The organism is Dryocola sharpae (genome assembly GCF_051307055.1).
Classification (GTDB): Bacteria; Pseudomonadota; Gammaproteobacteria; order Enterobacterales; family Enterobacteriaceae; genus Dryocola.
Window position 1 is genome coordinate 3,135,890 of record NZ_CP149994.1, and the last position, 24,892, is coordinate 3,160,781.

A 24,892-nucleotide genomic window follows, 5' to 3' on the forward strand; every position below is an offset into this window, starting at 1 on the left:
CGCTCTACAAAGCTTCACTTTCAGCCATATTCAATAGCGATTCCAGCGGCTGCGGATAACCAATTAAGTATCCCTGCATATAATCAATACCGAGGTGTTGCACCGCATCCTTCAGCGCCTCGCTTTCCACATATTCGGCCACGACCTGCATTTTTTTCATTCTCGCCAGCTGGCAGATAGATTCGACAATCTGATAATCCAGGCTGCTGGTAAGCAGGTTGCGAATAAAGCTGCCGTCAATTTTCAGTATATCCGCGCTGATATTCTTCAGCCGCGCATAGCTGGCATAGCCCGTCCCAAAATCATCAATAGCCACGCGGCATCCCATGCGCTGAAGCGCGGTAAGCGTAATGTTGGCCTGCTCCAGGTTGGTCAGCGAATTGCTTTCCGTCACTTCGAAAATCAGCTGCCACGGCTCGATATTATATTTTTCCAGCAGGCGCTTAACCTCTGCCGGGAACTGTATGCGGCTAACGGAAGCGGGCGTGAGGTTGATGGCAAAACGGCAGCCCGGCAGTTGTTCACGACTTTTGTCCATAAACCGCAAAGTGGCTTCGAAAACCCAATGGTCAATTCTCGACGACAGGCCAAACTCATGCGCCACAGGTAAGAAACTGTCCGGGGTAAATAGTTCGCCGTTCTCACCCTTCATGCGAAGCAATATTTCATGATACGAATCGCCGCGCATCCCTTCGATACGCTGCGCCATCAGCGTAAAGTTGCCGCATTCAAGGGCGATTTGCAGACGATTCATCATCGCAACCTTGCTTTTTACCTTATTCTGCAGCCGGTTTGAGCCCTGCTGCTGCAGGTTTTCAGGATGGCAGGTAGTAAGCGAAAGTTCAGCCATAGTGCTGAGCTCGCCGAGCAAGAGATAGAGATGCGCTACAGGGTGCTTTACGTAGCAGTAGCTGATGCCTACCTGCGGCTGAAGCGGCATTCCATCCCACAAAAAGCGGAACTGTTTCACGCGCCGATCTATTGCTTCAATTCGCTCCTCGTGTGATTCGTAGTTTAATCTCACGACCAAATTATGCCCGGAAAGATGATAAACCCGCTCATCCGCAATGAGGCTCTGACGCAAATATTCGGCTATCTGCTGTTTGTACTGGATGCGTAACAGCACGCCGTAGTTTCGTCCCAGCAGCTCAAGCTCAGGAATGCTCAGAAATGCGAGCGCGGACCAGGGATGGCGCCCGAGATCGCGATTAAGCGCGCGCAAATTAGGCATCTGGATGATGGGATCGGTAAAGGCGGCCCGGCGCGCTTTGGCATGCAGAAAGCGCTGACGCGTCGTCACTGCCGCCATCATATAAATCGTTATGGAAAATATTGCGTAACAGGAAGAAGCGATGGCCAGGTGAAGCTGGAATCCCATATCCGGCGGCAGGTAGTGATAAAATCCGCTACACAGGATAACAAGGATGATTGTCCAGATAGTGGTGATAAACAGGAAACCAAACCGCATGGCCCCCCACAACATCACCGGCAAAATAAGCGTCAGCGTATAGTCCGTTCTGAAAATAGAAGTGGAATCGCCCAGCGGCAGGATGAGCAAATTCACCAGCAGCGCCATCAGCCCGCCCCAGAGCAATACTTCGCTTTTCGTCACGCCACGCTGCGCCTGCGCCCGCATCCTGGACTGGAAGGAAAAAATAAAATACGGGTTTTTTATCATCCGAATGAGGAAGTAGAAAAAAGGCATACCGGTTAAGGTGCCGACCAGCACCGCCTGGAAATTTATCAGCGTGCGCGGATGAAGCGGGCTTTCCGAAACCATACTCAAAAAAGGGTCGTACCAGCCCAAAAAAAGACCGATTTGATAGATAAAAAGAAAAAGCGCGGAATTAAACAGAACCAGCCAGAACATACGCCGCAAGGTAAGTGAAAGTACGCCAAAGGTTACGGCGTGGCGGCGCGGCACAAAGACCCGGTAGGCGGCAAAACTGAGCGTAACGGGCAAAAGAAAGTGGACGAGCGCAAGCATAGTCACGAACTCCCCTTTTAGGGGAAGGTAACGAATCACTAACGCAAGGATCATGCCCGGCAAGGCAGCCCAGCCGAAGATCATCAAAAAAGCGGTAAACAGCCCAAGCGGCATATAAATCAAAAAAACGCGCCCGCCTTCCATAATGGTATTCGCATTAAACCATACGGCCAAAGGAAGCATTAATGCAGGTAATACCAGCGGCAACGTCCACCAGCTATTTTTATATTTATTGTACCAGGTCGCAAAGTGCATAGATGGTCGCCAGAAACCGAAACCCTGTCAATCCTGCTCGGGTAATGTTCAGAAAGGGCTCCAGCCTGACTGATAGAAACCATATCGCTATGGCGCGGAGTACAAATTTTAGTTAGGGATCGCCTGGAAGAATTGATACAAATCAATTTACACGTAAAGTCACTGCCGGGAGGATGAAAAAGCTCCTTTTAATAAGAATTATTAAGGGAATATAAACGGTAAGAAAAGCGTATGTGCCCCGAAACCACGTTCGTATTGACGCTTTTTTACATAGTGGAGAATTGACCCTGACGCACCGCTATGCCTAAATACTCCTTGTCGCCCGCGGTTGCCGGGCAAACTCTAAGGGCTTTTTGCGTGACACAGGTTACGAGTATGCGAAGACGACACCGGTTTAACGGTCGAATGACCCGCATTATTCTGCTCATCAGTTTTCTCTTCCTTTTTGGCCGTTTTGTCTACTCCTCGATTGGCGCCTGGCATCATCATCAGGACAAAAAAGCGCAGACACAGCAAAGCAGCCTGTCAGTGAATACCGCTAACCGGTAACGCAACCTCTTAAGCACAATAATCCTCACTGCCGATTGCCAGTGCGCTTCGTCACGCCTGTTGTTTACCTATGGTTGATAAGAAGCAGGCGACACATGGCCGCCTGTTGGTCTGGTCAGAACTTCAGCAGGCTCATTCCCACTCGATAGTTGCCGGCGGCTTGCCGGAAATATCGTATACCACGCGGGAAATACCGTTAACTTCGTTGATAATGCGGTTGGATACGCGGCCAAGGAAGTCGTATGGCAGGTGCGCCCAGTGTGCGGTCATAAAGTCGATGGTTTCCACCGCGCGCAGGGAGACAACCCAGTCGTACTTACGACCGTCGCCCATTACCCCTACGGAGCGTACCGGCAGGAATACGGTGAACGCCTGGCTCACTTTATTGTAGAGATCGGCTTTATGCAGCTCTTCGATAAAGATGGCGTCTGCGCGACGCAGCAGGTCGCAGTACTCTTTCTTCACTTCGCCCAGCACGCGCACGCCAAGGCCTGGCCCCGGGAACGGATGACGGTAAAGCATGTCGTACGGCAGGCCCAGCTCCAGGCCGATTTTACGCACTTCGTCTTTGAACAGCTCTTTCAGCGGCTCAACCAGCCCCATCTTCATCTCTTTCGGCAGTCCGCCCACGTTGTGGTGAGATTTGATAACGTGCGCTTTGCCGGTTGCCGAGGCCGCGGACTCAATAACGTCCGGATAGATGGTGCCCTGCGCCAGCCACTTCACGTCTTCAAGACGCAGCGCCTGTTCGTCGAACACCTCTACAAAGACGCGGCCGATGGTTTTACGCTTGGCTTCCGGATCGTCAATACCCGCCAGCTGCGACAGGAAACGCTCTTCCGCAGGAACGTGAACGATGTTCAGCCCGAAGTGGTCGCCGAACATCTCCATTACCTGCTCGGCTTCGTTAAGACGCAGCAGGCCGTTATCCACGAAGACGCAGGTCAGGCGGTCGCCGATGGCGCGGTGCAGCAGCATCGCGGTAACGGATGAATCCACGCCGCCGGACAGGCCAAGAATAACCTTATCATTACCGACCTGCTCACGAAGGCGCACGATAGCGTCTTCAATAATTTTTGCCGGCGTCCACAGCGCTTCGCAGCCGCAGATCTCCAGCACGAAGCGCTCCAGCAGACGCAGGCCCTGGCGGGTGTGCGTCACTTCCGGGTGGAACTGCACGCCGTAGAAGCGTTTTTCTTCGTTGGCCATAATGGCAAACGGGCAGCTTTCGGTGCTGGCGACGGTGACGAAGTCCGAAGGGATCGCCGTGACTTTATCGCCGTGGCTCATCCAGACGTCCAGCAGCGGTTTGCCCGCGGCGCTAAGCGAATCCTCAATACCGCGAACCAGCGCGCTGTCGGTTTTAACTTCAACCTGCGCGTAACCAAATTCACGTTCGTTAGAACCTTCAACATGGCCGCCAAGCTGCATCGCCATGGTCTGCATGCCGTAGCACACGCCAAATACCGGCACGCCTGCTGCAAACACATACTCAGGCGCGCGCGGGCTGTTCAGCTCGGTGGTGCTTTCCGGGCCGCCGGAGAGAATGATGCCGCTTGGATTGAATTCACGAATCTGTGCTTCAGTGACATCCCATGCCCACAGCTCGCAGTAAACGCCCAGCTCGCGCACGCGGCGCGCGACCAGTTGGGTATACTGAGAACCGAAATCCAGGATAAGTATGCGATGTTTATGGATATTTTCCGTCATTGACGCTAATTCCGAGGCAAGTGAAACAGATAAAGTAAATCGCCCGGCGCATGGCCGGGCGAGGAGAATCAGGAGCCCATGCGGTAGTTCGGAGACTCTTTCGTGATAGTCACGTCGTGCACGTGACTTTCCTGGATGCCCGCACCGCTGATGCGTACGAATTCCGCTTTGGTACGCAGGTCGTCGATAGTACCACAGCCGGTCAGACCCATACAGGAACGCAGGCCGCCCATCTGCTGGTGAACGATCGCTTTTAAGTGACCTTTGTAAGCCACGCGACCTTCGATACCTTCCGGAACCAGTTTGTCCGCAGCGTTATCGGTCTGGAAGTAACGGTCAGAAGAGCCTTTGGACATCGCGCCCAGAGAACCCATGCCGCGGTAGGATTTGAATGAACGGCCCTGGTAGAGTTCGATTTCACCCGGGGATTCTTCCGTACCGGCCAGCATGCCGCCAACCATCACGGCAGACGCGCCTGCGGCGATAGCTTTTGCGATATCGCCGGAGAAACGGATGCCGCCGTCGGCGATAACCGGAATGCCGGTGCCTTCCAGCGCTTCAACCGCATCCGCTACGGCGGTGATTTGCGGAACGCCCACGCCGGTTACGATACGAGTGGTACAGATAGAGCCAGGGCCGATGCCGACTTTCACCGCGCTCACGCCTGCGTCAGCCAGCGCGCGTGCGCCCGCAGCGGTCGCCACGTTGCCGCCGATAATTTGCAGATCTGGATATTTTGCGCGAGTGTCACGAATACGTTGCAGAACGCCTTCGGAATGGCCATGAGAGGAGTCAATCAGCAGAATGTCCACGCCAGCGGCTACCAGAGCGTCGATACGCTCTTCATTGCCTGCGCCTGCCCCGACGGCAGCCCCAACGCGCAGACGGCCCTGGTCATCTTTACAGGCGTTTGGTTTACGCTCTGCTTTCTGGAAATCTTTTACGGTGATCATGCCACGCAGATGGAAGCCGCTATCGACAACCAGCGCCTTCTCAACGCGTTTTTCGTGCATTTTAGCCAGCACGACGTCGCGCGCCTCGCCTTCTTTCACGGTAACCAGGCGCTCTTTCGGCGTCATGTACACGCTGACAGGCTGGCTCAGGTCGGTAACGAAGCGCACGTCACGGCCGGTGATGATGCCGACCAGCTCGTAATCTTCGGTAACCACGGGATAGCCTGCGAAGCCGTTACGCTCGGTCAGATCTTTCACTTCACGCAAGGTTGTGGTCGGCAGCACGGTTTGCGGGTCGGTGACCACGCCGCTTTCGTGTTTTTTTACGCGTCTGACTTCTTCAGCCTGGCGTTCAATCGACATATTTTTGTGGATGAAACCAAGGCCACCTTCCTGAGCCAGCGCAATTGCCAGGCGTGCTTCGGTCACGGTATCCATCGCTGCGGAGAGCATAGGGATATTGAGACGAATAGTTTTGGTCAGTTGGGTGCTGAGATCCGCCGTATTTGGCAGAATAGTGGAGTGGGCTGGAACAAGGAGAACGTCATCAAACGTCAGTGCTTCTTTGGCGATTCGTAGCATGGCAATATCTCAACCTGGGGTGAATGAGAACAGATAAAATATTGCCGCGGCATTATACAGAGCGGAATCGATTGCATCCACACTTTTTTATGAAAACTCCTTGCCACTCACGCCCGGGCAGGTACTATGAACCGAATAACCCGCTGATTTAAAATTTGATCCAGCTCACATGCCCAACGCAAATTCTTCCTCAATTTTTACCGTTACCCGTCTGAATCAGACGGTCCGTTTGCTGCTGGAGCAGGAGATGGGGCAGGTCTGGATCAGCGGTGAAATTTCCAACTTCAGCCAGCCCTCTTCCGGCCACTGGTATTTCACCCTCAAGGACGATACCGCTCAGGTGCGCTGCGCGATGTTCCGCAACAGTAACCGCCGTGTGACTTTCCGACCGCAGCACGGGCAGCAGATCCTTGTGCGCGCCAACATCACGCTTTACGAGCCGCGGGGCGATTACCAGATTATCGTCGAAAGTATGCAACCGGCGGGCGAAGGCTTACTGCAACAGCAGTATGAACAGCTCAGGCAGCGTCTGACGGCGGAAGGGCTGTTCGAACAACAGTACAAAAAACCGCTGCCCAGCCCGGCGCGCCAGGTAGGGGTTATCACCTCAAAAACAGGCGCGGCGCTGCATGATATTCTGCATGTGTTAAAACGCCGTGACCCTTCCCTTCCCGTTATCATTTACCCCACCGCCGTTCAGGGGGCGGATGCGCCAGCGCAAATCGTTCGCGCGATTGAGCTTGCGAATTTACGGGATGAATGTGACGTGCTGATAGTCGGTCGCGGCGGCGGTTCGCTGGAAGATTTGTGGAGTTTTAACGACGAACGGGTAGCGCGCGCTATTTTCGCAAGTAAAATTCCCGTCGTTAGCGCCGTAGGCCACGAAACTGACGTCACGATCGCCGATTTTGTCGGCGATGTTCGCGCGCCTACCCCTTCCGCAGCCGCAGAAATTGTCAGCCGCAATCAGGTGGAATTATTACGTCAGATTCAGTCGCAGCAGATGCGTATGGAAATGGCGATGGATTACTCTCTTGCGCAGCGTACGCAGCGCTTTACTCGTCTGCAGCATCGTTTACAGCAGCAGCATCCACAGCTGCGGCTGGCGCGCCAGCAGACCACGCTGGAACGTTTGCAGCAGCGTCTGACCCTCTCTATGGATGCCAGGCTGCGCCGCGGCGCTCAGCAGCAACAACGCCTGGCGCAGCGCCTTAACCAGCAGCAGCCACAGGCGCGTATTCATCGCGCGCAGACGCGCATTCAGCAGCTTGAGTACCGGCTCTCCCAGGTGGTAACTGCGCGCCTGAACGCAACCCGCCAGCGTTTTGGCACTGCTCTGGCGCAGCTTGAAGCGGTCAGTCCTTTAGCAACGCTTGCCCGCGGCTACAGCGTCACAACGCAGCCAGACGGCAAAGTGCTGAAAAAGACTACACAGGTGAAATTCGGGGATAGGCTAACCACGCGTCTGGAAGATGGTTGGGTGGAAAGCCAGGTCACCGGCGTAACGCCGGCGAAACCTGCCCGCAGGCGTAAAGCTGCGGCGAAAAAATAGAACTCAGCCGGCAACAGGGACGAATTCGACTCGTTTTTTCGAAATCAAACCGTGGCCGTTTTGACAAAAATAGTCCACGGCTCCGCAGGCTTTTAACACCTCCAGCGGCTTATGGCATTCCGGGCAGCGGGCTTCCAGCGTGAAGTCGTGGCTGCAGCTTTCGCAATGCGCGCCGCTTTCCGTCGCGGCAAGCGGTTTGCCGCAGTCCGGGCAAGTGAGTTCCATCGTTTATCTCCTCAAAAAACAGAACGGGAGCCTGTCGCTCCCGTCTTCATTATTTGCTCTTCTTGATGTGCTTGATCAGGCGTTTACGTTTACGCATCTGGTTCGGCGTCAGGGTGTTGCGTTTGTTGGCAAACGGGTTATCCCCTTCTTTGAACTGGATGCGGATTGGCGTACCCATTACGTCCAGCGATTTGCGGAAGTAGTTCATCAGGTAACGCTTGTAAGAATCCGGCAGGTCTTTCACCTGGTTGCCGTGGATAACGACAATCGGCGGGTTATAACCACCGGCGTGGGCATATTTCAGCTTCACGCGGCGGCCACGCACCAGCGGCGGCTGATGGTCTTCTGCCGCCATGTTCATGATACGCGTCAGCAGCGCTGTGCTCACACGGCGCGTGGAGCTGTCGTACGCTTCGCGAACGGATTCAAACAGGTTGCCAACGCCGCTGCCGTGCAGCGCAGAGATGAAGTGCACGCGGGCAAAATCGATAAAGCCAAGGCGGTAATCCAGCGTCTCTTTCACCTGCTCCCTGACTTCATTGCTCAGGCCATCCCACTTGTTGACTACGATCACCAGTGAGCGCCCACTATTGAGGATAAAGCCGAGCAGAGAGAGATCCTGATCGGAGATGCCTTCACGGGCGTCGATCACCAGCAGTACCACGTTGGCGTCTTCAATCGCCTGCAGCGTTTTGATAACGGAGAATTTCTCAACGGTTTCCGTGATCTTGCCGCGCTTACGCACGCCAGCGGTATCGATCAGCACGTACTCGCGTTCGTCGCGCTCCATTGGAATGTAGATGCTGTCGCGGGTGGTGCCCGGCATGTCGTAAACCACCACGCGATCTTCGCCCAGAATACGGTTGGTGAGCGTTGACTTACCTACGTTCGGACGGCCAACGATGGCCAGCTTAATCGGCAGATCCTGAGGGTTAAAGGCTTCCTCTTCTTCCTCTTCGATTTGCTCTTCGTCGTCGGAAACGATGCCGTTTTTGGCATTGAACGCGGCCCAGTAGGCGGCATCTTCATCGACTTCTTCTTCCGCTTCGCGCGGGTTCACTTCGTCGATAAACGGCATCAGCGCTTGTTCCAGCAGGCTGGTTACGCCACGGCCATGAGAAGCAGCAATCGGGTGGATTTCGCCTAAACCAAGCGAATAGAAATCCACGACCGCCTGATCCGGATCCAGGCCGTCGGTTTTGTTCGCCACGAGAAAGGTTGGCTTCTGGCGCGAACGCAGGTGCTTAGCGATTGCTTCATCGGCAGGCATCAGGCCCGCGCGCGCATCCACCATAAACAGCACAACGTCGGCTTCTTCAATCGCCAGCAGGGACTGTTCAGCCATGCGTGTCTCAACGCCATCTTCCGTGCCGTCAATACCGCCGGTATCGATAGCAATAAATTCACGGCCTTCCACTTCAGCACGACCATACTTGCGGTCGCGAGTCAGCCCCGGGAAATCCGCGACCAGCGCATCTCGGGTGCGCGTCAAGCGGTTAAACAACGTGGATTTTCCAACATTAGGGCGCCCGACCAGCGCAACCACAGGTACCATTATAAAAGCCTCATTACTCAAAATTCATTGTCAAACGGCGCCAGAATGCGCCGCTCTCAAAAACAGGAAACGGCTCCCGGATATCAGGAACCGTTTCATACTCGCCGCTTGCTCAGGAAAGTTTAGCGTTTGATCGAGTACAGCGTACCGTCTTTCGCCTGAATCAGCAGCTTATCACTGGCGACAACCGGCTCGCTCTGGAAGCCGGAGCTGTCCATTTTCTGCTGAGCGACAAAACGGCCGTCGTCGGTGTTGATCCAGTGCATATAACCTTCGCTATCGCCCACGACCAGATAGCCATTATAGAGCACAGGAGAAGTCAGGTTACGGTGCAGCAGATCGCTCTGCGTCCACAGCGTTACGCCGCCTTCCGCGTTCAGCGCCATAACGCGGTCGTTTTGATCGACCAGGAAAATGCGGTTGGCGTCAACGATAAAGTCGTTCACCGAACCCAGTTCGCGTTTCCACATGATCTGACCAGAGCGCAGATCCAGCGCCGTCAGGTTGCCGTTATAGGCCAGCGCGTAAACCACGCCGTTAACGATAACCGGGGTAGTATCCACATCGCTCAGACGATCGATTTCTGTCGCGCCCGTTGCCTGGGAGATGCGTTGCTGCCAGATAAGCTGGCCCTGCTTCATCAGCACCGCGCTGACACGCCCGTTATCTCCGCCTACAATCGCAGCACCAAAAGCGATTGCCGGTGCTGATTCGCCGCGCAGGGAGAGCGCCGGAATATCAAGGTTAACCGTCCACGCTACGGCGCCGTCGGTCTCGTTCATCGCCTGCAGCTGGCCGTTGCTGGTATGAACCAGTACTAAACCGTCGCTGACTACCGGACGAGAAATCACCTCGCCCGCGGCTTTGCTTTGCCATGCAATACTACCATCGGAAGTATTGAGCGCGAAGACCTGCGCTTTTTCACTGCCGACATAAACATGCGCGCCGGCAACCGTTACGCCACCAGACAGTAATGCCGGGCGGTTACGGGAGAAGAAGCCGGTTTTCTCAGAGAGATCGACAGACCAGATTTCTTTGCCATCATCCGCGCTGAGCGCCTTTACGGTGCCGTGACGGTCAGCCGCATAAACGTTGCTCTCCTGCCAGGCAGGATGAAGGTTGGAATAAAAATCGCCAATTCCGTCGCCGACCGAAGTGCTCCACACTTTTTCTGGTTCGAACTGGTTTTCAACCGCTGGCAGCGGAGACATCTTAACCACGTCTTCTTCGCCGCTGAACAGTGAACAGCCGCTGAGCAGCGTCAGAGAAATCAGCCCTGGTACAAGTAATTTACGCAATTGCATCGTGTCCCTCTTAGCTGGACAAGTTGTTGATTTTCATCTGCATCATTTCACGCAGCGCGGGAGAAGCATTCGTCTGGGCACCTTTGCTCCAGGCATCACGCGCGCCTTGCTTATCCCCTTTGCTGAGCAGCGCTTCACCGCGCAAATCAGCCACTATCGCTACCCAACCTTCGCCCTTAATGCCATCAAGGGTTTTCAGCGCGGTATCGGCCTGTTTCTGCTGGATCTGGATACGCGCCAGACGCACGTTAATCAGAGCCTGAAGATTTGCATCGCTGGTGTTGCTCAGGCCCTGCTGCAGCTGCGCGGCAGCTTTGGCAAGGTCGTTGTTATCAACGTACTTTTGCGCCAGTTCCAGTGAAGCCAGCGCACCGTAGGTGTTTTTAGTCTCAGCGGCAAATTTTTCTGCGGCGCTAAGCGTAGCTGGCTGACCGGCATCAGCCGCGCTGGTGACCTGTTGATATTCCAGCGATGACGCCATCGCAGAGTCAGCCTGATGACTGTTCCAGTAACGCCAGCCGACCAGCGCACCAATCCCCAGCACGACCCCCACTACCAGCGCTTTGCCGTTTTCGGCAAAGAAGCGTTTTACCGCTTCCATCTGATCGTTTTCGTTCTCGTAAACTTCCACGCAGTCCTTCTCCTTAACGATTAAGCCGGGTTTAACCCAGCAGCGCCTGCAGATGTGAAGCCGTATGCTGTTGCTCTACGGTTTGCTGCTCACCCGTGCGCAGATCCTTCACCACGACCTGGCCTTTAGCCACTTCGTCTTCGCCCAGCACCAATGCAAAGCTTGCGCCCCATTTATCTGCCCGGGTGAACTGTTTCCTGAAGTTGCCGCCGCCGTAGTTGGTCATAAGCTTCAATGCCGGGGCCCGATCGCGTAACTGCTCGGCCAGCAGCATAGCCGCCGCCTGCGTTCCCTGGCCCGACGATATCAGGTAGATATCGACAACGGATTCCGCTTTAAATTCAGGATTAATCGCCTGAACCAGTAAAACAAGACGCTCAAGCCCCATGGCAAAGCCAACGGCCGGCGCCGCACGGCCGCCGAGCTGTTCGACCAGGCCATCGTAACGGCCACCGGCGCACACGGTCCCCTGAGAGCCAAGGCTGCTGGTCACCCACTCGAATACGGTGCGATTGTAGTAATCGAGACCACGCACCAGACGCTGATTGACGGTGTAAGCAATACCGGCGGCGTCCAGGTACCGGCACAGGCCGGCAAAGTGTTCACGGGAGTCGTCGTCCAGATAGTCGCCCAGCGCTGGCGCATCGTCCAGCAGCGCCTGAACGTCAGGATTCTTGGAATCCAGCACGCGCAGCGGGTTGCTGTACATACGACGCTGGCTGTCTTCATCCAGCTTATCTTTAAACTGCTCCAGGTATGCCACCAGCGCTTCGCGGTATTTCGCACGCGCTTCAAGCGAACCGATAGAGTTCAGCTCAAGGCTGACATGTTTATCGATGCCCAGCGCGCGCCACCAGCGTGCGGTCAGCATGATTAACTCAGCATCGATATCCGGCCCCTGCAGGCCAAAAACCTCAACGCCCAGCTGATTAAACTGGCGATAGCGCCCTTTCTGCGGACGTTCGTGGCGGAACATCGGCCCGATATACCACAAGCGCTGTTCCTGATTGTACAGAAGACCATGTTCGATACCGGCACGCACGCAGCCCGCGGTGCCTTCAGGACGCAGGGTCAGGCTGTCGCCGTTGCGGTCCTCAAAGGTATACATCTCTTTTTCAACCACGTCGGTAACTTCACCGATGGCGCGCTTGAATAACGGGGTCTGCTCTACAATCGGCAATCGGATTTCGCTATAACCGTAGCTGCCGAGCACCTGTTTCAGAATGCCTTCAATGCGCTGCCAGATGGCGGTTTCGCCCGGCAGGTAATCGTTCATGCCGCGAATGGCTTGAATGTTTTTTGCCACGTTTGTTCTCTGTCGTTTTATACAAAAAATGAACCCAAAATCAGGCTCTTCACTACTGCAAAAAGCCCGGCGGGTTCAATCATACACGCAGAAGCCAGGTGCTTCCCATGTTTCGCACTATTTTTCCAGCTGCTGGATGCTGATACGTTGCTTCTCATCGAGCATGCTGGCCTTCGCACGGATACGCGCTTCCAGCTGAGCAATCATGTTGTCGTTATCCATGCGCTCTTTCTGACGCACGCCATCTTCGTAGAAGCCACTTTTCTTGTTGCCGCCGGTGACGCCAAGCGTGGAAACCAGCGCTTCACCCGGCCCGTTCACCACGCAGCCGATAATGGAAACATCCATTGGCGTGATGATGTCTTCAAGGCGCTGTTCCAGGGCGTTAACGGTGCCGATAACGTCGAACTCCTGCCGTGAGCACGTTGGGCAGGCGATAAAGTTGATGCCGCGAGATCGAATACGCAACGATTTCAGAATATCGAAACCGACTTTGATCTCTTCAACCGGATCGGCTGCCAGCGAAACACGCAGGGTATCGCCAATGCCTTCAGAGAGCAGCAAACCAAGGCCGATGGCCGATTTAACCGAACCGCTGCGCATTCCGCCCGCTTCGGTGATCCCCAGGTGCAATGGCTGATCGATCTGTTTTGCCAGCAGGCGATAAGACTCCACCGCAAGGAAAACGTCGGAGGCTTTTACGCTTACCTTAAATTGATCGAAGTTCAGGCGATCCAGATGATCCACATGGCGCATAGCCGATTCAAGCAGGGCCTGCGGCGTCGGCTCGCCGTATTTTTCCTGCAGATCTCTTTCCAGAGAGCCGGCGTTAACGCCGATACGGATCGGGATGTTCTTATCGCGGGCACAGTCGACAACCATGCGGATACGCTCTTCGCTGCCGATATTGCCCGGATTGATGCGCAGGCAATCGACGCCGTACTCGGCAACCTTCAGCGCGATGCGATAATCAAAATGGATATCTGCGACCAGCGGGACATTAACCTGCTGTTTGATAAGCCTGAATGCTTCGGCTGCGTCCATGGTTGGTACCGAAACGCGAACGATATCGGCACCTACTCTCTCTAACGCTTTAATCTGATTAACCGTGGCTTCAACATCCGTGGTACGGGTGTTGGTCATGGACTGCACGGCGATGGGAGCGCCATCGCCGACAGGCACATTCCCGACATAGATGCGTTTAGATTTTCTACGCTGAATCGGGGTTTCGTTATGCATTACAAATCTCCACAAGTACACGTCTCGCCGCAGCGATTATTCCGCGCTTACGGTCAGACGGGCAACCTGGTTAGTTCTGATAAAGCGACTCAGATCGACAGGTTTACCCTGGAACTGAATCTGTACTGCTGCCGGAGCGCCGATTTTAAGCTTATACGGCGCCTGGCCGGCTAAATTTAAATTACCGCCTTTACGCTGCATGCCGCTGAAGAGCTTTTTGCCTGTAGCATCCGTCACTTCCAGCCAGCAGTCAGCGCTGAAATTCATCACCAGCGCGTTAGCATCGGCGGCAGGCGGCGTCACGTCGGCCTGCCCGGTCGGCAAAGATGCCGCAGCACCTGCGCCTGGAGCAGGCGTAGTGGTGGTCTGGGCATTATCAACCGGAGCCTGGCTCGGCGAGACTACAGCTGAGTTGTCTGCAGGCGCGTTTTGCGGAGCGGTAGTTTGTGCCGTGGTGTCTGCCGGCGTCGGTTGGGATTCTTGCACAGGCGCAGGCTGAGTCGCGGCATCCGCAGCTGATGTGCTATCAGCGCCGGTATTTAACGGCACCGACTGCGCGTTGTTGCCCGCAGAAAGCTCCGCCGTAGATTGATCCGCCATAGTGGAGATCTCTTCCTGCTGCGCTTTATGGTTTTGCCACCACCATGCGCCGGTCAGACCCACCACAACGAACAGGATCAGCCAGGTGAAACTCATTAACCAGCCGTCACGTTTTTTGCGACGCTTGCCCAATGAAAAACTCTGCATCGGCGCCACTTTTGCCGCCCTGACCGGAGCCTGCTTCTCCATCATCGGCAACAGCTCTTCTTCGGGGATATGCACCAGACGCGCATACGAGCGGATGTAACCACGCAGGAAAGTCGACGCCAGTTCAGCAGGCGCCTTGTCGTCTTCGATATCCCGAACGGTAGAAACCTTCAGACATAAACGTTCTGCCACGGCTTGTTGGCTTAGGCCGAGCTGTTCACGCGCGGTGCGCAGACGAACGCCTGTGGTTTGTGCTGCATTTGTTTCTTGAGTGGCTTCAGTATTCATTGGCTACAACTGCTGGTGCTGTTCAATTGAAGAATAGGCACGAGCTGTGTATCGCAACGTTTCCGCTACGCCACGTTCACCCGTACCGCGAAACTAATCTGACAGCTGAAGGCTGGCCTTCAGCAAAATACCCAGCGTAGATTACGCAAATCACGCACATGCACCGTACTACAGGGCAGTGGTTTCAGCCAGTTAAGTTAACCATAGTCTGCATTTTAAATGCTGTCGGTTAACCTTGCGCCGTGCTTGCCACCTGCCGGGAGATAAACCGTTATTGTGCGGCTACATACTGCCTTAAAGCGCAAAGAAACGCACCGTAATTATTAACCGCAGTAACGTAAAGGTACCAAATTTACAGTTAGTTATACTTTAGCTTCTTTTTACGCTAAACAGAGCGGATCCCACCCTGTTTAGCCGCACGGAACTGCTTATCAGACTGCTTTGACAGCGATAGGTTCACCCTGCATACGTTTACGCATTGTACGCTTGGTGCGGTCGATCACTTCACCCGCAAGCTGGCCGCAGGCGGCATCAATATCGTCGCCACGGGTTTTACGTACGATGGTAGTGAAGCCGTAGCTCATTAAAACTTTAGAGAAACGGTCGATACGGCTGTTGGAGCTGCGTCCATATGGCGCACCCGGGAAGGGGTTCCATGGGATCAGGTTGATTTTGCATGGCGTATCTTTCAGGCATTCGGCTAGCTGGTGCGCGTGCTCGGTACCGTCGTTAACGTGATCCAGCAGAACGTACTCTACCGTTACGCGACCCTGGTTGGCGTTGGATTTCTCCAGATAACGGCGCACGGCGGCCAGGAAGGTTTCGATGTTGTACTTCTTGTTGATAGGCATGATCTGGTCGCGAATGGCGTCGGTCGGCGCATGCAGCGAAATCGCCAGCGCCACGTCGATCATATCGCCCAGCTTATCGAGCGCCGGAACGACGCCGGAGGTGGAGAGCGTAACGCGGCGTTTGGAGAGGCCGAAACCAAAGTCGTCGAGCATGATTTCCATCGCTGGCACCACGTTGTTGAGGTTCAGCAACGGTTCGCCCATGCCCATCATCACTACGTTGGTGATAGGACGTACGCCCGTTTTTTTCTGCGCGCCGATAATTTTCGCGGCACGCCAGACCTGCCCGATAATTTCCGACACGCGCAGGTTGCGGTTAAAGCCCTGCTGCGCCGTTGAGCAGAACTTACACTCCAGCGCACAGCCAACCTGGGATGAGACGCACAGCGTGGCGCGATCTTCTTCCGGGATATACACGGTTTCCACAAGCTGATCGGCGATTTTAATCGCCCATTTGATGGTGCCATCGGCGGAGCGCTGTTCTTCGGCAACCTCCGGCGCCCGAATCTCAGCGACTTCTTTAAGCTTGTTGCGCAGAACCTTGTTGATATCGGTCATCTCATCGAAGTCGTCACTGCAATAGTGATACATCCACTTCATGACCTGATCGGCACGAAACGGCTTTTCACCCATTTCAGCGAAGAACTCGCGCAGCTGCTGACGGTTAAGATCCAACAGGTTAATTTTTTCAGACTTACCAGAAACGACGGCTACTGGCGTCCCGGAGGTGATAATTTGCTCAGACATAATTTTTTCCGGCCTCGTTGTTACACGTTACGGCCCCAGGAGGGTTAAAAAGATGCGCCCCGGAGAGTGAACTCATCCGGGGCGCAACATTGTACAAATTCTATGGCAGGTATGCCATGACTGAAAGCGACCCGAGCTGAATAAAATGTAAAGGACGCTTAACAGCTAACGCTTATTAGCGAGTGCGCGGGCACACTTCGCCTTCTGCGAAGAAGTAGGCGATTTCGCGCGCTGCTGATTCTACAGAGTCGGAACCGTGGGTGCCGTTCTCGGTGAAGCTGTCAGCGTAATCCGCACGCAGAGTGCCTGCCAGCGCGTTATCCGGGTTAGTAGCGCCCAGCAGATCGCGATGACGCTGTACCGCGTTTTCGCCTTCCAGCACGCTCACTACGATCGGGCCGGAGGTCATGAACTCAACCAGACCGTCAAAGAAAGGGCGACCTTCGTGCTCAGCATAGAAGCCCTGCGCCTGCTCTTTAGTCAGATGCAGCATTTTCGCGCCAACGATTTTAAACCCTGCTGATTCAAAACGAGTATAAATGTTACCAATAACGTTTTTTGCCACCGCGTTTGGTTTGATGATGGAAAAAGTACGTTCAATAGCCATGATTACCTCTGTGTTTGTTCTGTTTGCCCGGTCCCCGTCATCTTTCAAACTGCAGGGGTGTTAACTGCGCTTACTCGCGCCAGTCACTTACTTTAGTAAGCTCCTGGGATTCCTAAGCTTGCCGCCTACCTGCAGTTCGAAATATTTAGGGGTTACCCGGTTATGAATTGGCGCCGATTATAATGAGCAAGGCTCGCGTTGCCTATGGACGGATATAACATTTTTTTAAAATAAGAGTGATTTCGGCAACATTTTTAGCGCAGGGCCCCGGAAAATACACTTTGTCTTACTGAACGGTGAAGTTCGCGGCGGCGACCTGGCCTGCTTCATCCAGAACCAGTACCTGATAACGCCCGGGTTTATCCAGAGTAAGCGCTACGCCCACACCGTTTTCACCCACCGCATCACCATTCAAAAACCACCAGCGCTCCCCTTGCCCGCCCTGGCTCGACAAACGTAGCGGCAACTGAGTCTGCCCTGGCAAGCGTTTTAAAATAGCCCCCTCCCGCACGCCTGACAACAATAAAGGCGCAAGGTAATTTTTCTGCATGGGAGGACATGTCTGCGACGCCAGCGGCAAACGCGCAGCCCGCTTTTCCGCCGGCGGCAGCCAGGGTTCCAGAGGCAACGGCCAAAGCTCAAGGCGCTGCTCGACAGCATCCGGACAATCTGCCGCTACGCGGCGGCCCGACTTATCCCGCCAGATCGTCTGCCGGATCCCCTGGATACTTTCCTGCCCCGGGGCCTGGAGAGTAGGCGGTTCGCTGTTATCCAGCAGCCAACTGGACAATCTGCGCCTGCAGTTGCTGTCACCCTGCGGCAGATGTTGTCCGCCCGGCCAGCAAATAGTGCCCGCTGAGACGGACGGCGGGCGGGAATCGGTTGGCAAACGAGCCTGCTGCACCCCGGACCCCGCCTGTAAAAGATTGTTCACCTGGTTGAGCAGCGGTACCGCGCTGCCCAGCCCAAACTGCCCGGCCACAGGCGTGCTGTCTGGCCGCCCTGTCCACACGCCTATCAAATAGCGTGAGCTGATGCCGATAGCCCAGGCGTCGCGGTAGCCGTAGCTGGTTCCCGTTTTCCAGGCCAGGGGCACAACGGCCGGCATTGAAGCGTCCGGCTGCGGCAATGCTTCTCCCGCAAGGATGCGGCGGATAATCCATGCCGCTCCAGGCGAAAGCAGCGGCCTTTCCACCAGCGGCCAATCGGGCTGCATACGCAGTTTTGCCGCTCGCCCGTGACGGGCAAACGCGCTATAAGCGGCAACTAACCGATCGAGACGGGCGCCGGCGCCGCCAAGGATCAGCGAAAGGTTAGGCTCGCTACCCGCCGGGAAGCGCAGATCCAGGCCTGCATTGCGCAGCCGGGCGGCAAAGCGTTTGGGTCCGTAAGCCTCCAGCACCTGCACCGCAGGCAAATTAAGCGAGCGTACCAGCGCTTCGCTCATGCTCACCGGACCATGAAAACCCGTGTCGAAATTTCCCGGACGATAATCGCCAAAGCGCCGGGGCACGTCCTGCAATAACGAAGAAGGATGGATCAGGCCGTCGTCCAGCGCCATGCCGTAAAGAAAAGGTTTCAGCACCGATCCGGGCGAACGAACCGCCGTGACCATATCGACGTGTCCAAAGCGGCTCTCGTCATTGATATCCGGCGATCCCACCCAGCCGAGCACGTTCATTGTCGTATGGTCAACCACCAGCAAGGCCAGCGAAGAACGAGGCGGCAGCTGCCCTTTCCAGCCCATCGCCATCTCTTCAAGCTGACGCTGGAGGGAAGCGTCAAGCGTGGTGGAGATCTTATGGGCGCGTGTACGGCTGGCGAGGTAGCGCGAAAATAACGGTGCGAGCTGCGGCGCCTGGCGCGGAGCCAGCCACACGGGCTCCTCCAGCGATTCCTTTACCTGCTGAGGCGACCAGACTCCCTGCCCGGCCATGCGTTTTAACACTTTATTCCTCGCCGCCTCCGCCCTTTGCGGCCAGCGGTCCGGACGCAGGCGGCTTGGCGCCTGCGGCAACACGGTCAGCAGAGCCGCCTCGGAATAGCTCAGGTGCGCCGGTGATTTACCCAGGTAGGCCCAGCTCGCCGCGCCCACGCCCTGCAACGTGCCGCCAAAGGGCGCTCTGTTGAGATAGAGCGTGAGGATCTGCGCTTTGGAGAGATGCCACTCAAGCTGCATCGCCCGCCAGGCCTGACGAAGCTTGCCGCCCAAAGTGCGGGGATGAGGATCGAGCAGGCGTGCAACCTGCATGGTTAAGGTACTTCCACCGGAGATCGCTTCGCCGCTGCTGAGATCCTGCCAGGCGGCACGAAGGATAGCAAAAGGGTTAATTCCCGGATGCTTCCAGAAGAAACGATCTTCATAGTTGATCAGCGCTTCAAGATAGCGCGGTGAAACCTCGTCGATGGTGACCGGATAACGCCAGACGCCATTTTTATCGGCAAAACGCCACAGCGGCGTGCCGTCAGCCGCCACCACCACCCGTGCAGGCCGGGCTTCGCTCAGGGGAAGCGGCCAGCGCTTATCGGCCAGCCACATACCCAGAACGAAAAGCAAAGGCACCGCAACAAAAAGGTAACGGCGCCGCCAGCGCAGCCGTTTCACATCGTCACCGGCTTACGGTAAAACCGTAAGAACGCCTGTACTGGCACCGGTTGACCTCCACTGCGGCACATACATAGATTCAACCTGCGGCACCGGCACCGTATAGCTTCCCGGCGTCACCGCCCGGGCAAGATAAACCAGCGTTGCATGCTGCCCTTCGCTAAGCGGCAATGCGGCAACGAAGCGATCGTCGCGGAATTCAAGATGCTGAATATCCGCCTGCTGCATCTGGCTTAGCAGGCCCTGAACCTCATTGCCGCTGTCCGCAAGGCTCGCGCTGCTGTCAGTAAGATTCTGGTTTTCCAGCTCCAGCCCTGCCGGCAGGAGATCGACCACCAGCGCATCCGGGACGTTTTTATCCGCCCACACGTCCAGCCAGACCATCACCAGCTCGCCGCTTTTCAGCGCAGAGACGGGTTTGCTGTTGCCTTTGGCATCCAGCAAGTGGCGTTCGATGTGCAGCACATTGCTGTAAGGAGAAGGAGCCTGCTGCGGATAGCCTGCGCTATCAAGACGCAGATAGAGGTTTGCCGTACCGGTATTTGTGACCTGCAGGCTTGCCAGCTGGTCACCCGTCAGGTTACGCGTCACGCCTTTGTCCGCTGTTAAAGATGTCTCGCTAAATGAAGCCTGCGCCTGCCAGTCGCCCTTCGCCGTTTGCCAGTTGCGCCCGGCGAGGAATAGCGCATTGCTTTCCTGAGTCGATAGCCAGCGCTGGCTATAAGCCAGGTTTGAAAGCTCAGACAGCAGCTGGTTTTGCTGTTCCGGCAGCAGCTTGTTTTCTTCCAGCAGGCTCAACATCATCGCTTTATCGCGCAGATCGCTGCCGTAGTCAGCCATCCAGATGCGCTCATCGCTGCGTTTTGTTTGCAGCCCCAGCGTCAGCGCTTGCTGGCCGTGCGGCGCGTCGCCCATCAGTTTCAACGCCACGCCCAGCTGTACCAGCGGTAAGCCAGATTTAGCCGTTTCATGACGTTGCCACAGTTCACGCAGCGCCCCCAACGGCGCTTTCTGCTGGCGAGCCAGCACCAGGCCTGCGTAAGCCTGAACGGCAAATTTACTGGCAGGCGCGTCGTCGCTGTAGCGCAGGGCAATCAGGCCGGGGTCCTGCAGATAACGCAGCAGGCGCTGGTTGGCGTTGTTAAGCGCCTGCGGGTTAACGCTATAGCCCTGCTCGCCTGCCCGAACCAGAAAGTCGGTAACATAGGCGGTAAGCCAGTATTCTTCCGGCCCTTCTTTATCCCACAGGCCAAAGCCGCCGTTTTCTCTTTGCATATCAAGCAGGCGCGAAATCCCAAGGTCGATGGCCGCACGACGCTGTTCGTCGCTGATGCCGGTAATGCCCAAAGCCGTTAGCTGTGCTTTATTGGTATACAGCGAAGGGAACAAGCCGCTTGTCGTCTGCTCCAGGCAACCGTACGGGTAAGCCTTTAGCTCACGAATATAGCGTGCGAGATTGAGCGGCGGACGTCCGCTAAGCAGCAATTGCCCCGCAAGCGTTTTCGGCGCCAGCCCGGAAAGATGCTCCGCAGGAATTGACCAGGCTTCGCCCGGCGTCAGCACCGCGCCGCTGTTCACCGTTTGCGCCGGGAAGGCAGGACGCACGCCCAGCTTCCATTGCTTAACCTGCGGCGTAACGATTTCACCCGGCAGATTAAGGCCCGTGATTTCCGCGCTCAGCTCCCCCTCGCCGAAGCCTTCCTGGGCGCGTACCGGGACGAGCAGCGTAGAACGCGCGCCCGGTGCGAGTTTCACAGACAAGGAGGATGAGCCGTCAAGGGAAATCAGGCCGCTGGTTTTCAGGTTGACCGTTAGCCGCTGCGGCAGGTCGGTAAGGTTAGTCAAATCCAGAGCAAGACGACTACTGTCCCCACCCGCCATAAAACGTGGAGCCGCAAGCTCCGTAACCAAAGGCGCGGCAACGACAACTTTATCTTCGCTGCTGCCAAACCGATCGTCCGTCCACGCCTGCGCCATTACGCGTAGCTCGCCGTTAAAATCGCCGATAGGCAGCGTGACCGTTCCCTCGCCTTGCTCATTTAACCGCACCGGCTGCGCCTGCTGGGCGATAATTGTGACGTGATTAACCGGCTTTTTACCGCCGCGGCTTAGCTCATCGCCTTCATCGCCATCGCCCCCAAAGCGCAGGGCTGCAAGCTTCCCTTCGCCTTCAATCACCTGCCCGTAAATATCGTAGATATCGGCGCCGTAGCGCTTGCGGCCAAAGAAAGCCTCCCATGGATCGGGCGTTTTATAGTCGGTGATATTCAGTACGCCGCTATCAACCGCCGAAAGCAGCACGTTAATTTGCTTTGGCAATTCACCGTTTTTCGCGCTCGCTTTCACCTTCATGGTCAGATTCTGATTCGGCCGCATTTTCGCCGGGCCGTCCAGGGCGATATCGAGACGGCGTCCTTCATCGCCGAGCGGCAAATGAAGCACGCCAACGGCGCGTTTTGGCGTGGCCGCGCGGTTTTTATCCCCGGGGCGAACCACCAGCGTGCTCAGATAGAGATCGTGGCGCTGCCAGCTTTTATCGACAGGGATGGCGATGTCCAGACCTTCGGCAGGTACATCAATCTCTTGCCACCACAGCGGACCGTCGCTGGATTCCACCATGGCATAGCCTTTACCCGCCGCAGGTGCGGCAATATGCAGCTTAATGGTGTCACCGGCCTTATAGCTCGGCTTATCCATTTTCAGCATGACGCGATCCGGGCGCACGGCGCCCGTGCCGTCACTGTTATCCTGCCAGCTGTATCCTGCCCAGAAACGCACGCTGCTGACGATACTGCTATCCGGCGCGCGAACTTCAAGACGATAAGAACCCCACTCAACCGGGAAGGAAATTTTACCCGTCTCTCCGGCTGCCAGATCCAGCTTCTGCTCTGCTTCCACTAAATCTTTCTGATCGTACTGCGACTGCCATCCCTGACCCTCTTCCCAGCTCCAGTAGTAATCGCGGCGTTCACGGATCAGGCGTACGTCCAGCCCCGATACGGCAAGCTTTTCGCCTTTTGCATTCACATAGACGACGTCAAAACCGGCGTTGCTGTCTTCATCCACAATGGGCTGGGTACGCGTTGTGTCGGTGCGATAGTCGTAGATTTCTTTACTGGCAAACTGCGGGCGAATACCTGGTAATGCGTCAGCAGGCCAGATTGCCTGCTCGGCACGGCGCGTTACCGGACGGCCGCCGGATTCCAGCAAGCTGGCCTGCAGCACAAGGCGCAGCGGCGAATGGACGTCGTTCCACTGGCTGTCAGCGCTGACGCTGGTATTACCCCGCTCATCGAGCTGGAGCTGCACTTCATCCAGGCTGCGGGAAAGGTTTTCTTCGTTGCTGTCGCCAAACTGGAAGCCCGGCAGCAATGCTACGGCTTCACGCAGCGGACGCAGGAAAAGCTGCCCCTGCAGATTATTGCCTGCCGCCGGAGCGCCGTAGAGATAGCGGCCGTTGACCTGGAAGCTTATCGCCTCATCGGGGCTTGCGGGCTGCTTTCCGGCGGTGATATTGAGCGCCATACGCTCCGGCATAAAGTCTTCAACTTTGAACGTCCAGCTGCGCGGCTGGTTATCCCCGGTATTGACCCGCATCTGCCAGCTGCCGGTCTGAACATCGCTCCCCAGCGGGTAAGTAAATTGATACAAACCGTTTTCCGGCTGCCATACCTGTGTTTTGGTTACCTGTCCGTCGGGCTTAACCACTTCGAGTTTGACCGGCTGTGCCGGCAGCGGCCTGCCGTCGCCGTCGCGCAGCAAAGCGTTCAGCATTACCGTTTCGCCAGGACGGTAAAGATCGCGCGGGCCAAACATAAAGAACTGCTTGCTGTAGCCTTTTTCACCGGCGATATCGAATTCAGCCAAATCCAGCGCCGGACGGTTAAGATCCAGCAGCGTGGTTTGCTCGCCGCTACGGGCCAGCAGCAGCACGCCTTTATCGCTTTTTTCGAGCAGCGCATGGCCGTCGGCGTCGCTTTTTGCCTGTGCCAGAGTCTGACCTTTTTCATTGAGCAAAGTGATATCTACGGCCGACTGCGCGGCGCCGTTCTCAAGGCTTTGGGCAAACACGTCGAGACGATCGTGATAGCGATGCAGCGAAACGCCAATGTCGCTCAGGGTAAAAAGCGTCGCGGCATTGCTGTAGCTGTAATGTCCCGCCTCATTCATGATGGCGAGGTAAACGCCCGGCTGTTGCAGCGGTTTAATTTCACCCAGCGGCAGCATAACTTTTTCGCGGGTGTTGCGTTCCGGATTGAGATCGAATCGCCCGGTATATACCAGATCCGCAAGCTTAAGCAGGTTGTCCGACTCCCAGTTAGCGACGGCGTTACGGTACTCCCACTGGCTGACGAATGCGGCAAGCGATTCATTTTTGATGCGGTAGAAGTTCACATCCACCTTATCGACGTTCAGCGCCATAACCGGTAGTCCGGCAATCACTTTTGTCGGCAGCAAAGCGCCGCGGCTGGCAAAGCCGACGCTCGGCTGAATGTCCCGCGTATCGATTTGTTTTTCGAACTTGCTATCAAACGCGGCTTTGTTAAGGGCCGTCAGTTCCCGTTCGACGGTCAGCAGCAGGCTGCGCTTCGGTTCAAGGTGGCGCATGCGCAGCTCTTTCAGATCCGACGAGAGTTCCCAGGCGCCATCAACCTTGCCGCTGGTTTTATCCACCAGATGCACCACGCGGGAAAAATCCTGATCGGGGTTAAGCGGCACGGAGAAGGTCAGCACCAGCGCGCTGGCGCCATCCAGCTGCACCTCGGACGCATCCAGCAGCTTTAATGGCCTACCCGCTGACTGCTGCGCCAGCTTTTCTAATTGCCCCGCATCGGGCTTTGCTGTGGGAACAGAGGGTTGTTCCTGTGCAGCAGCAGCGATGGCCTGCGTCTTATCGTTATCATCGCATCCCACCAGCGCCAGAGCCGCGAGCAGCGCCGCCGTCAGGCCAACTAAACGTACCGATTTCATATTTTGATCCCTGGCCGAGAAAGCCCGCTAACCGAAAACGTAGTGGAAGTATTATGCGTTATAGCCAGAAAAGCGAAAGCAGGAAAGCGAGGCATTGCGGGATGTCTCGCAAAGGGAAACCCCAGGGCTGCAAAGATTTCAGCAAACAGCTTTCTGCAAACCGGAAGCGAGATCGCCGCCGGAAAGGTTACATGCAGCCTTCCGGGTTATTTGTTTTTAAACAATAGG

The 24,892-nt window shown here is 55.9% G+C and carries 16 protein-coding genes; 2 read left to right on the plus strand and 14 right to left on the minus strand.

Annotated features, from left to right (window positions below):
• Nucleotides 1–4: 4 nt before the first annotated feature.
• Nucleotides 5–2,242 (minus strand): EAL domain-containing protein, encoded by a 2,238-nt coding sequence (locus WLO31_RS14945; protein ID WP_435927397.1) that lies wholly within the window; start codon nt 2,240–2,242, stop codon nt 5–7.
• Nucleotides 2,243–2,599: 357 nt separating this feature from the next.
• Between WLO31_RS14945 and WLO31_RS14950 the strand changes: the two genes are divergently transcribed.
• Entirely contained in the window at nt 2,600–2,791 is a 192-nt protein-coding gene (locus WLO31_RS14950; protein WP_435927398.1) for a YfgG family protein, read from the plus strand.
• Between the two features lie 132 nt (nt 2,792–2,923).
• On the opposite strand, the gene guaA is transcribed toward WLO31_RS14950, so the two are convergent.
• Complete coding sequence (gene guaA, locus WLO31_RS14955; RefSeq protein ID WP_435927400.1) at nt 2,924–4,501, minus strand: glutamine-hydrolyzing GMP synthase; 1,578 nt, start codon at nt 4,499–4,501, stop codon at nt 2,924–2,926.
• 68 nt (nt 4,502–4,569) lie between these two features.
• The gene (gene guaB / locus WLO31_RS14960) at nt 4,570–6,036 is read right to left on the minus strand and encodes an IMP dehydrogenase (protein ID WP_435927403.1); all 1,467 of its coding nucleotides are present in this window, start codon (nt 6,034–6,036) and stop codon (nt 4,570–4,572) included.
• 169 nt (nt 6,037–6,205) lie between these two features.
• Between guaB and xseA the strand changes: the two genes are divergently transcribed.
• Nucleotides 6,206–7,588 carry an exodeoxyribonuclease VII large subunit gene (xseA, locus tag WLO31_RS14965; protein ID WP_435927404.1) on the plus strand — a complete coding sequence of 461 codons (1,383 nt, stop codon included), beginning with the start codon at nt 6,206–6,208 and terminating at the stop codon, nt 7,586–7,588.
• Between the two features lie 3 nt (nt 7,589–7,591).
• Here xseA and WLO31_RS14970 read toward each other — a convergent pair whose 3' ends face one another.
• The 11 genes from WLO31_RS14970 to WLO31_RS15020 all read right to left on the minus strand — a co-directional run bounded on the left by WLO31_RS14970 (nt 7,592) and on the right by WLO31_RS15020 (nt 24,664).
• Entirely contained in the window at nt 7,592–7,813 is a 222-nt protein-coding gene (locus WLO31_RS14970) for a zinc ribbon domain-containing protein (protein WP_435927405.1), read from the minus strand.
• Between the two features lie 49 nt (nt 7,814–7,862).
• Nucleotides 7,863–9,368: a ribosome biogenesis GTPase Der gene (gene der / locus WLO31_RS14975; protein ID WP_435927407.1), complete on the minus strand. Its 1,506-nt coding sequence runs from the start codon at nt 9,366–9,368 to the stop codon at nt 7,863–7,865.
• Nucleotides 9,369–9,490: 122 nt separating this feature from the next.
• Nucleotides 9,491–10,672, minus strand: coding sequence for an outer membrane protein assembly factor BamB (gene bamB / locus WLO31_RS14980; protein ID WP_435927408.1), 1,182 nt, complete (start codon nt 10,670–10,672; stop codon nt 9,491–9,493).
• Between the two features lie 10 nt (nt 10,673–10,682).
• The gene (locus WLO31_RS14985; protein ID WP_435927409.1) at nt 10,683–11,303 is read right to left on the minus strand and encodes a YfgM family protein; all 621 of its coding nucleotides are present in this window, start codon (nt 11,301–11,303) and stop codon (nt 10,683–10,685) included.
• A 31-nt stretch (nt 11,304–11,334) separates the two neighbouring features.
• Nucleotides 11,335–12,609: a histidine--tRNA ligase gene (gene hisS / locus WLO31_RS14990; protein WP_435927410.1), complete on the minus strand. Its 1,275-nt coding sequence runs from the start codon at nt 12,607–12,609 to the stop codon at nt 11,335–11,337.
• A gap of 117 nt (nt 12,610–12,726) precedes the next feature.
• On the minus strand, nt 12,727–13,848 hold the full coding sequence (ispG, locus tag WLO31_RS14995) for a flavodoxin-dependent (E)-4-hydroxy-3-methylbut-2-enyl-diphosphate synthase (protein WP_435927412.1): 1,122 nt from the start codon (nt 13,846–13,848) through the stop codon (nt 12,727–12,729).
• Nucleotides 13,849–13,884: 36 nt separating this feature from the next.
• Nucleotides 13,885–14,883: a cytoskeleton protein RodZ gene (gene rodZ / locus WLO31_RS15000; RefSeq protein ID WP_435927413.1), complete on the minus strand. Its 999-nt coding sequence runs from the start codon at nt 14,881–14,883 to the stop codon at nt 13,885–13,887.
• A 431-nt stretch (nt 14,884–15,314) separates the two neighbouring features.
• Entirely contained in the window at nt 15,315–16,481 is a 1,167-nt protein-coding gene (locus WLO31_RS15005; protein WP_435927414.1) for a bifunctional tRNA (adenosine(37)-C2)-methyltransferase TrmG/ribosomal RNA large subunit methyltransferase RlmN, read from the minus strand.
• 175 nt (nt 16,482–16,656) lie between these two features.
• Nucleotides 16,657–17,088 carry a nucleoside-diphosphate kinase gene (gene ndk, locus WLO31_RS15010; protein ID WP_271122275.1) on the minus strand — a complete coding sequence of 144 codons (432 nt, stop codon included), beginning with the start codon at nt 17,086–17,088 and terminating at the stop codon, nt 16,657–16,659.
• A gap of 286 nt (nt 17,089–17,374) precedes the next feature.
• The gene (gene pbpC / locus WLO31_RS15015; protein ID WP_435930626.1) at nt 17,375–19,627 is read right to left on the minus strand and encodes a peptidoglycan glycosyltransferase PbpC; all 2,253 of its coding nucleotides are present in this window, start codon (nt 19,625–19,627) and stop codon (nt 17,375–17,377) included.
• Nucleotides 19,628–19,705: 78 nt separating this feature from the next.
• Entirely contained in the window at nt 19,706–24,664 is a 4,959-nt protein-coding gene (locus WLO31_RS15020) for an alpha-2-macroglobulin family protein (protein ID WP_435927416.1), read from the minus strand.
• Nucleotides 24,665–24,892: the final 228 nt, after the last annotated feature.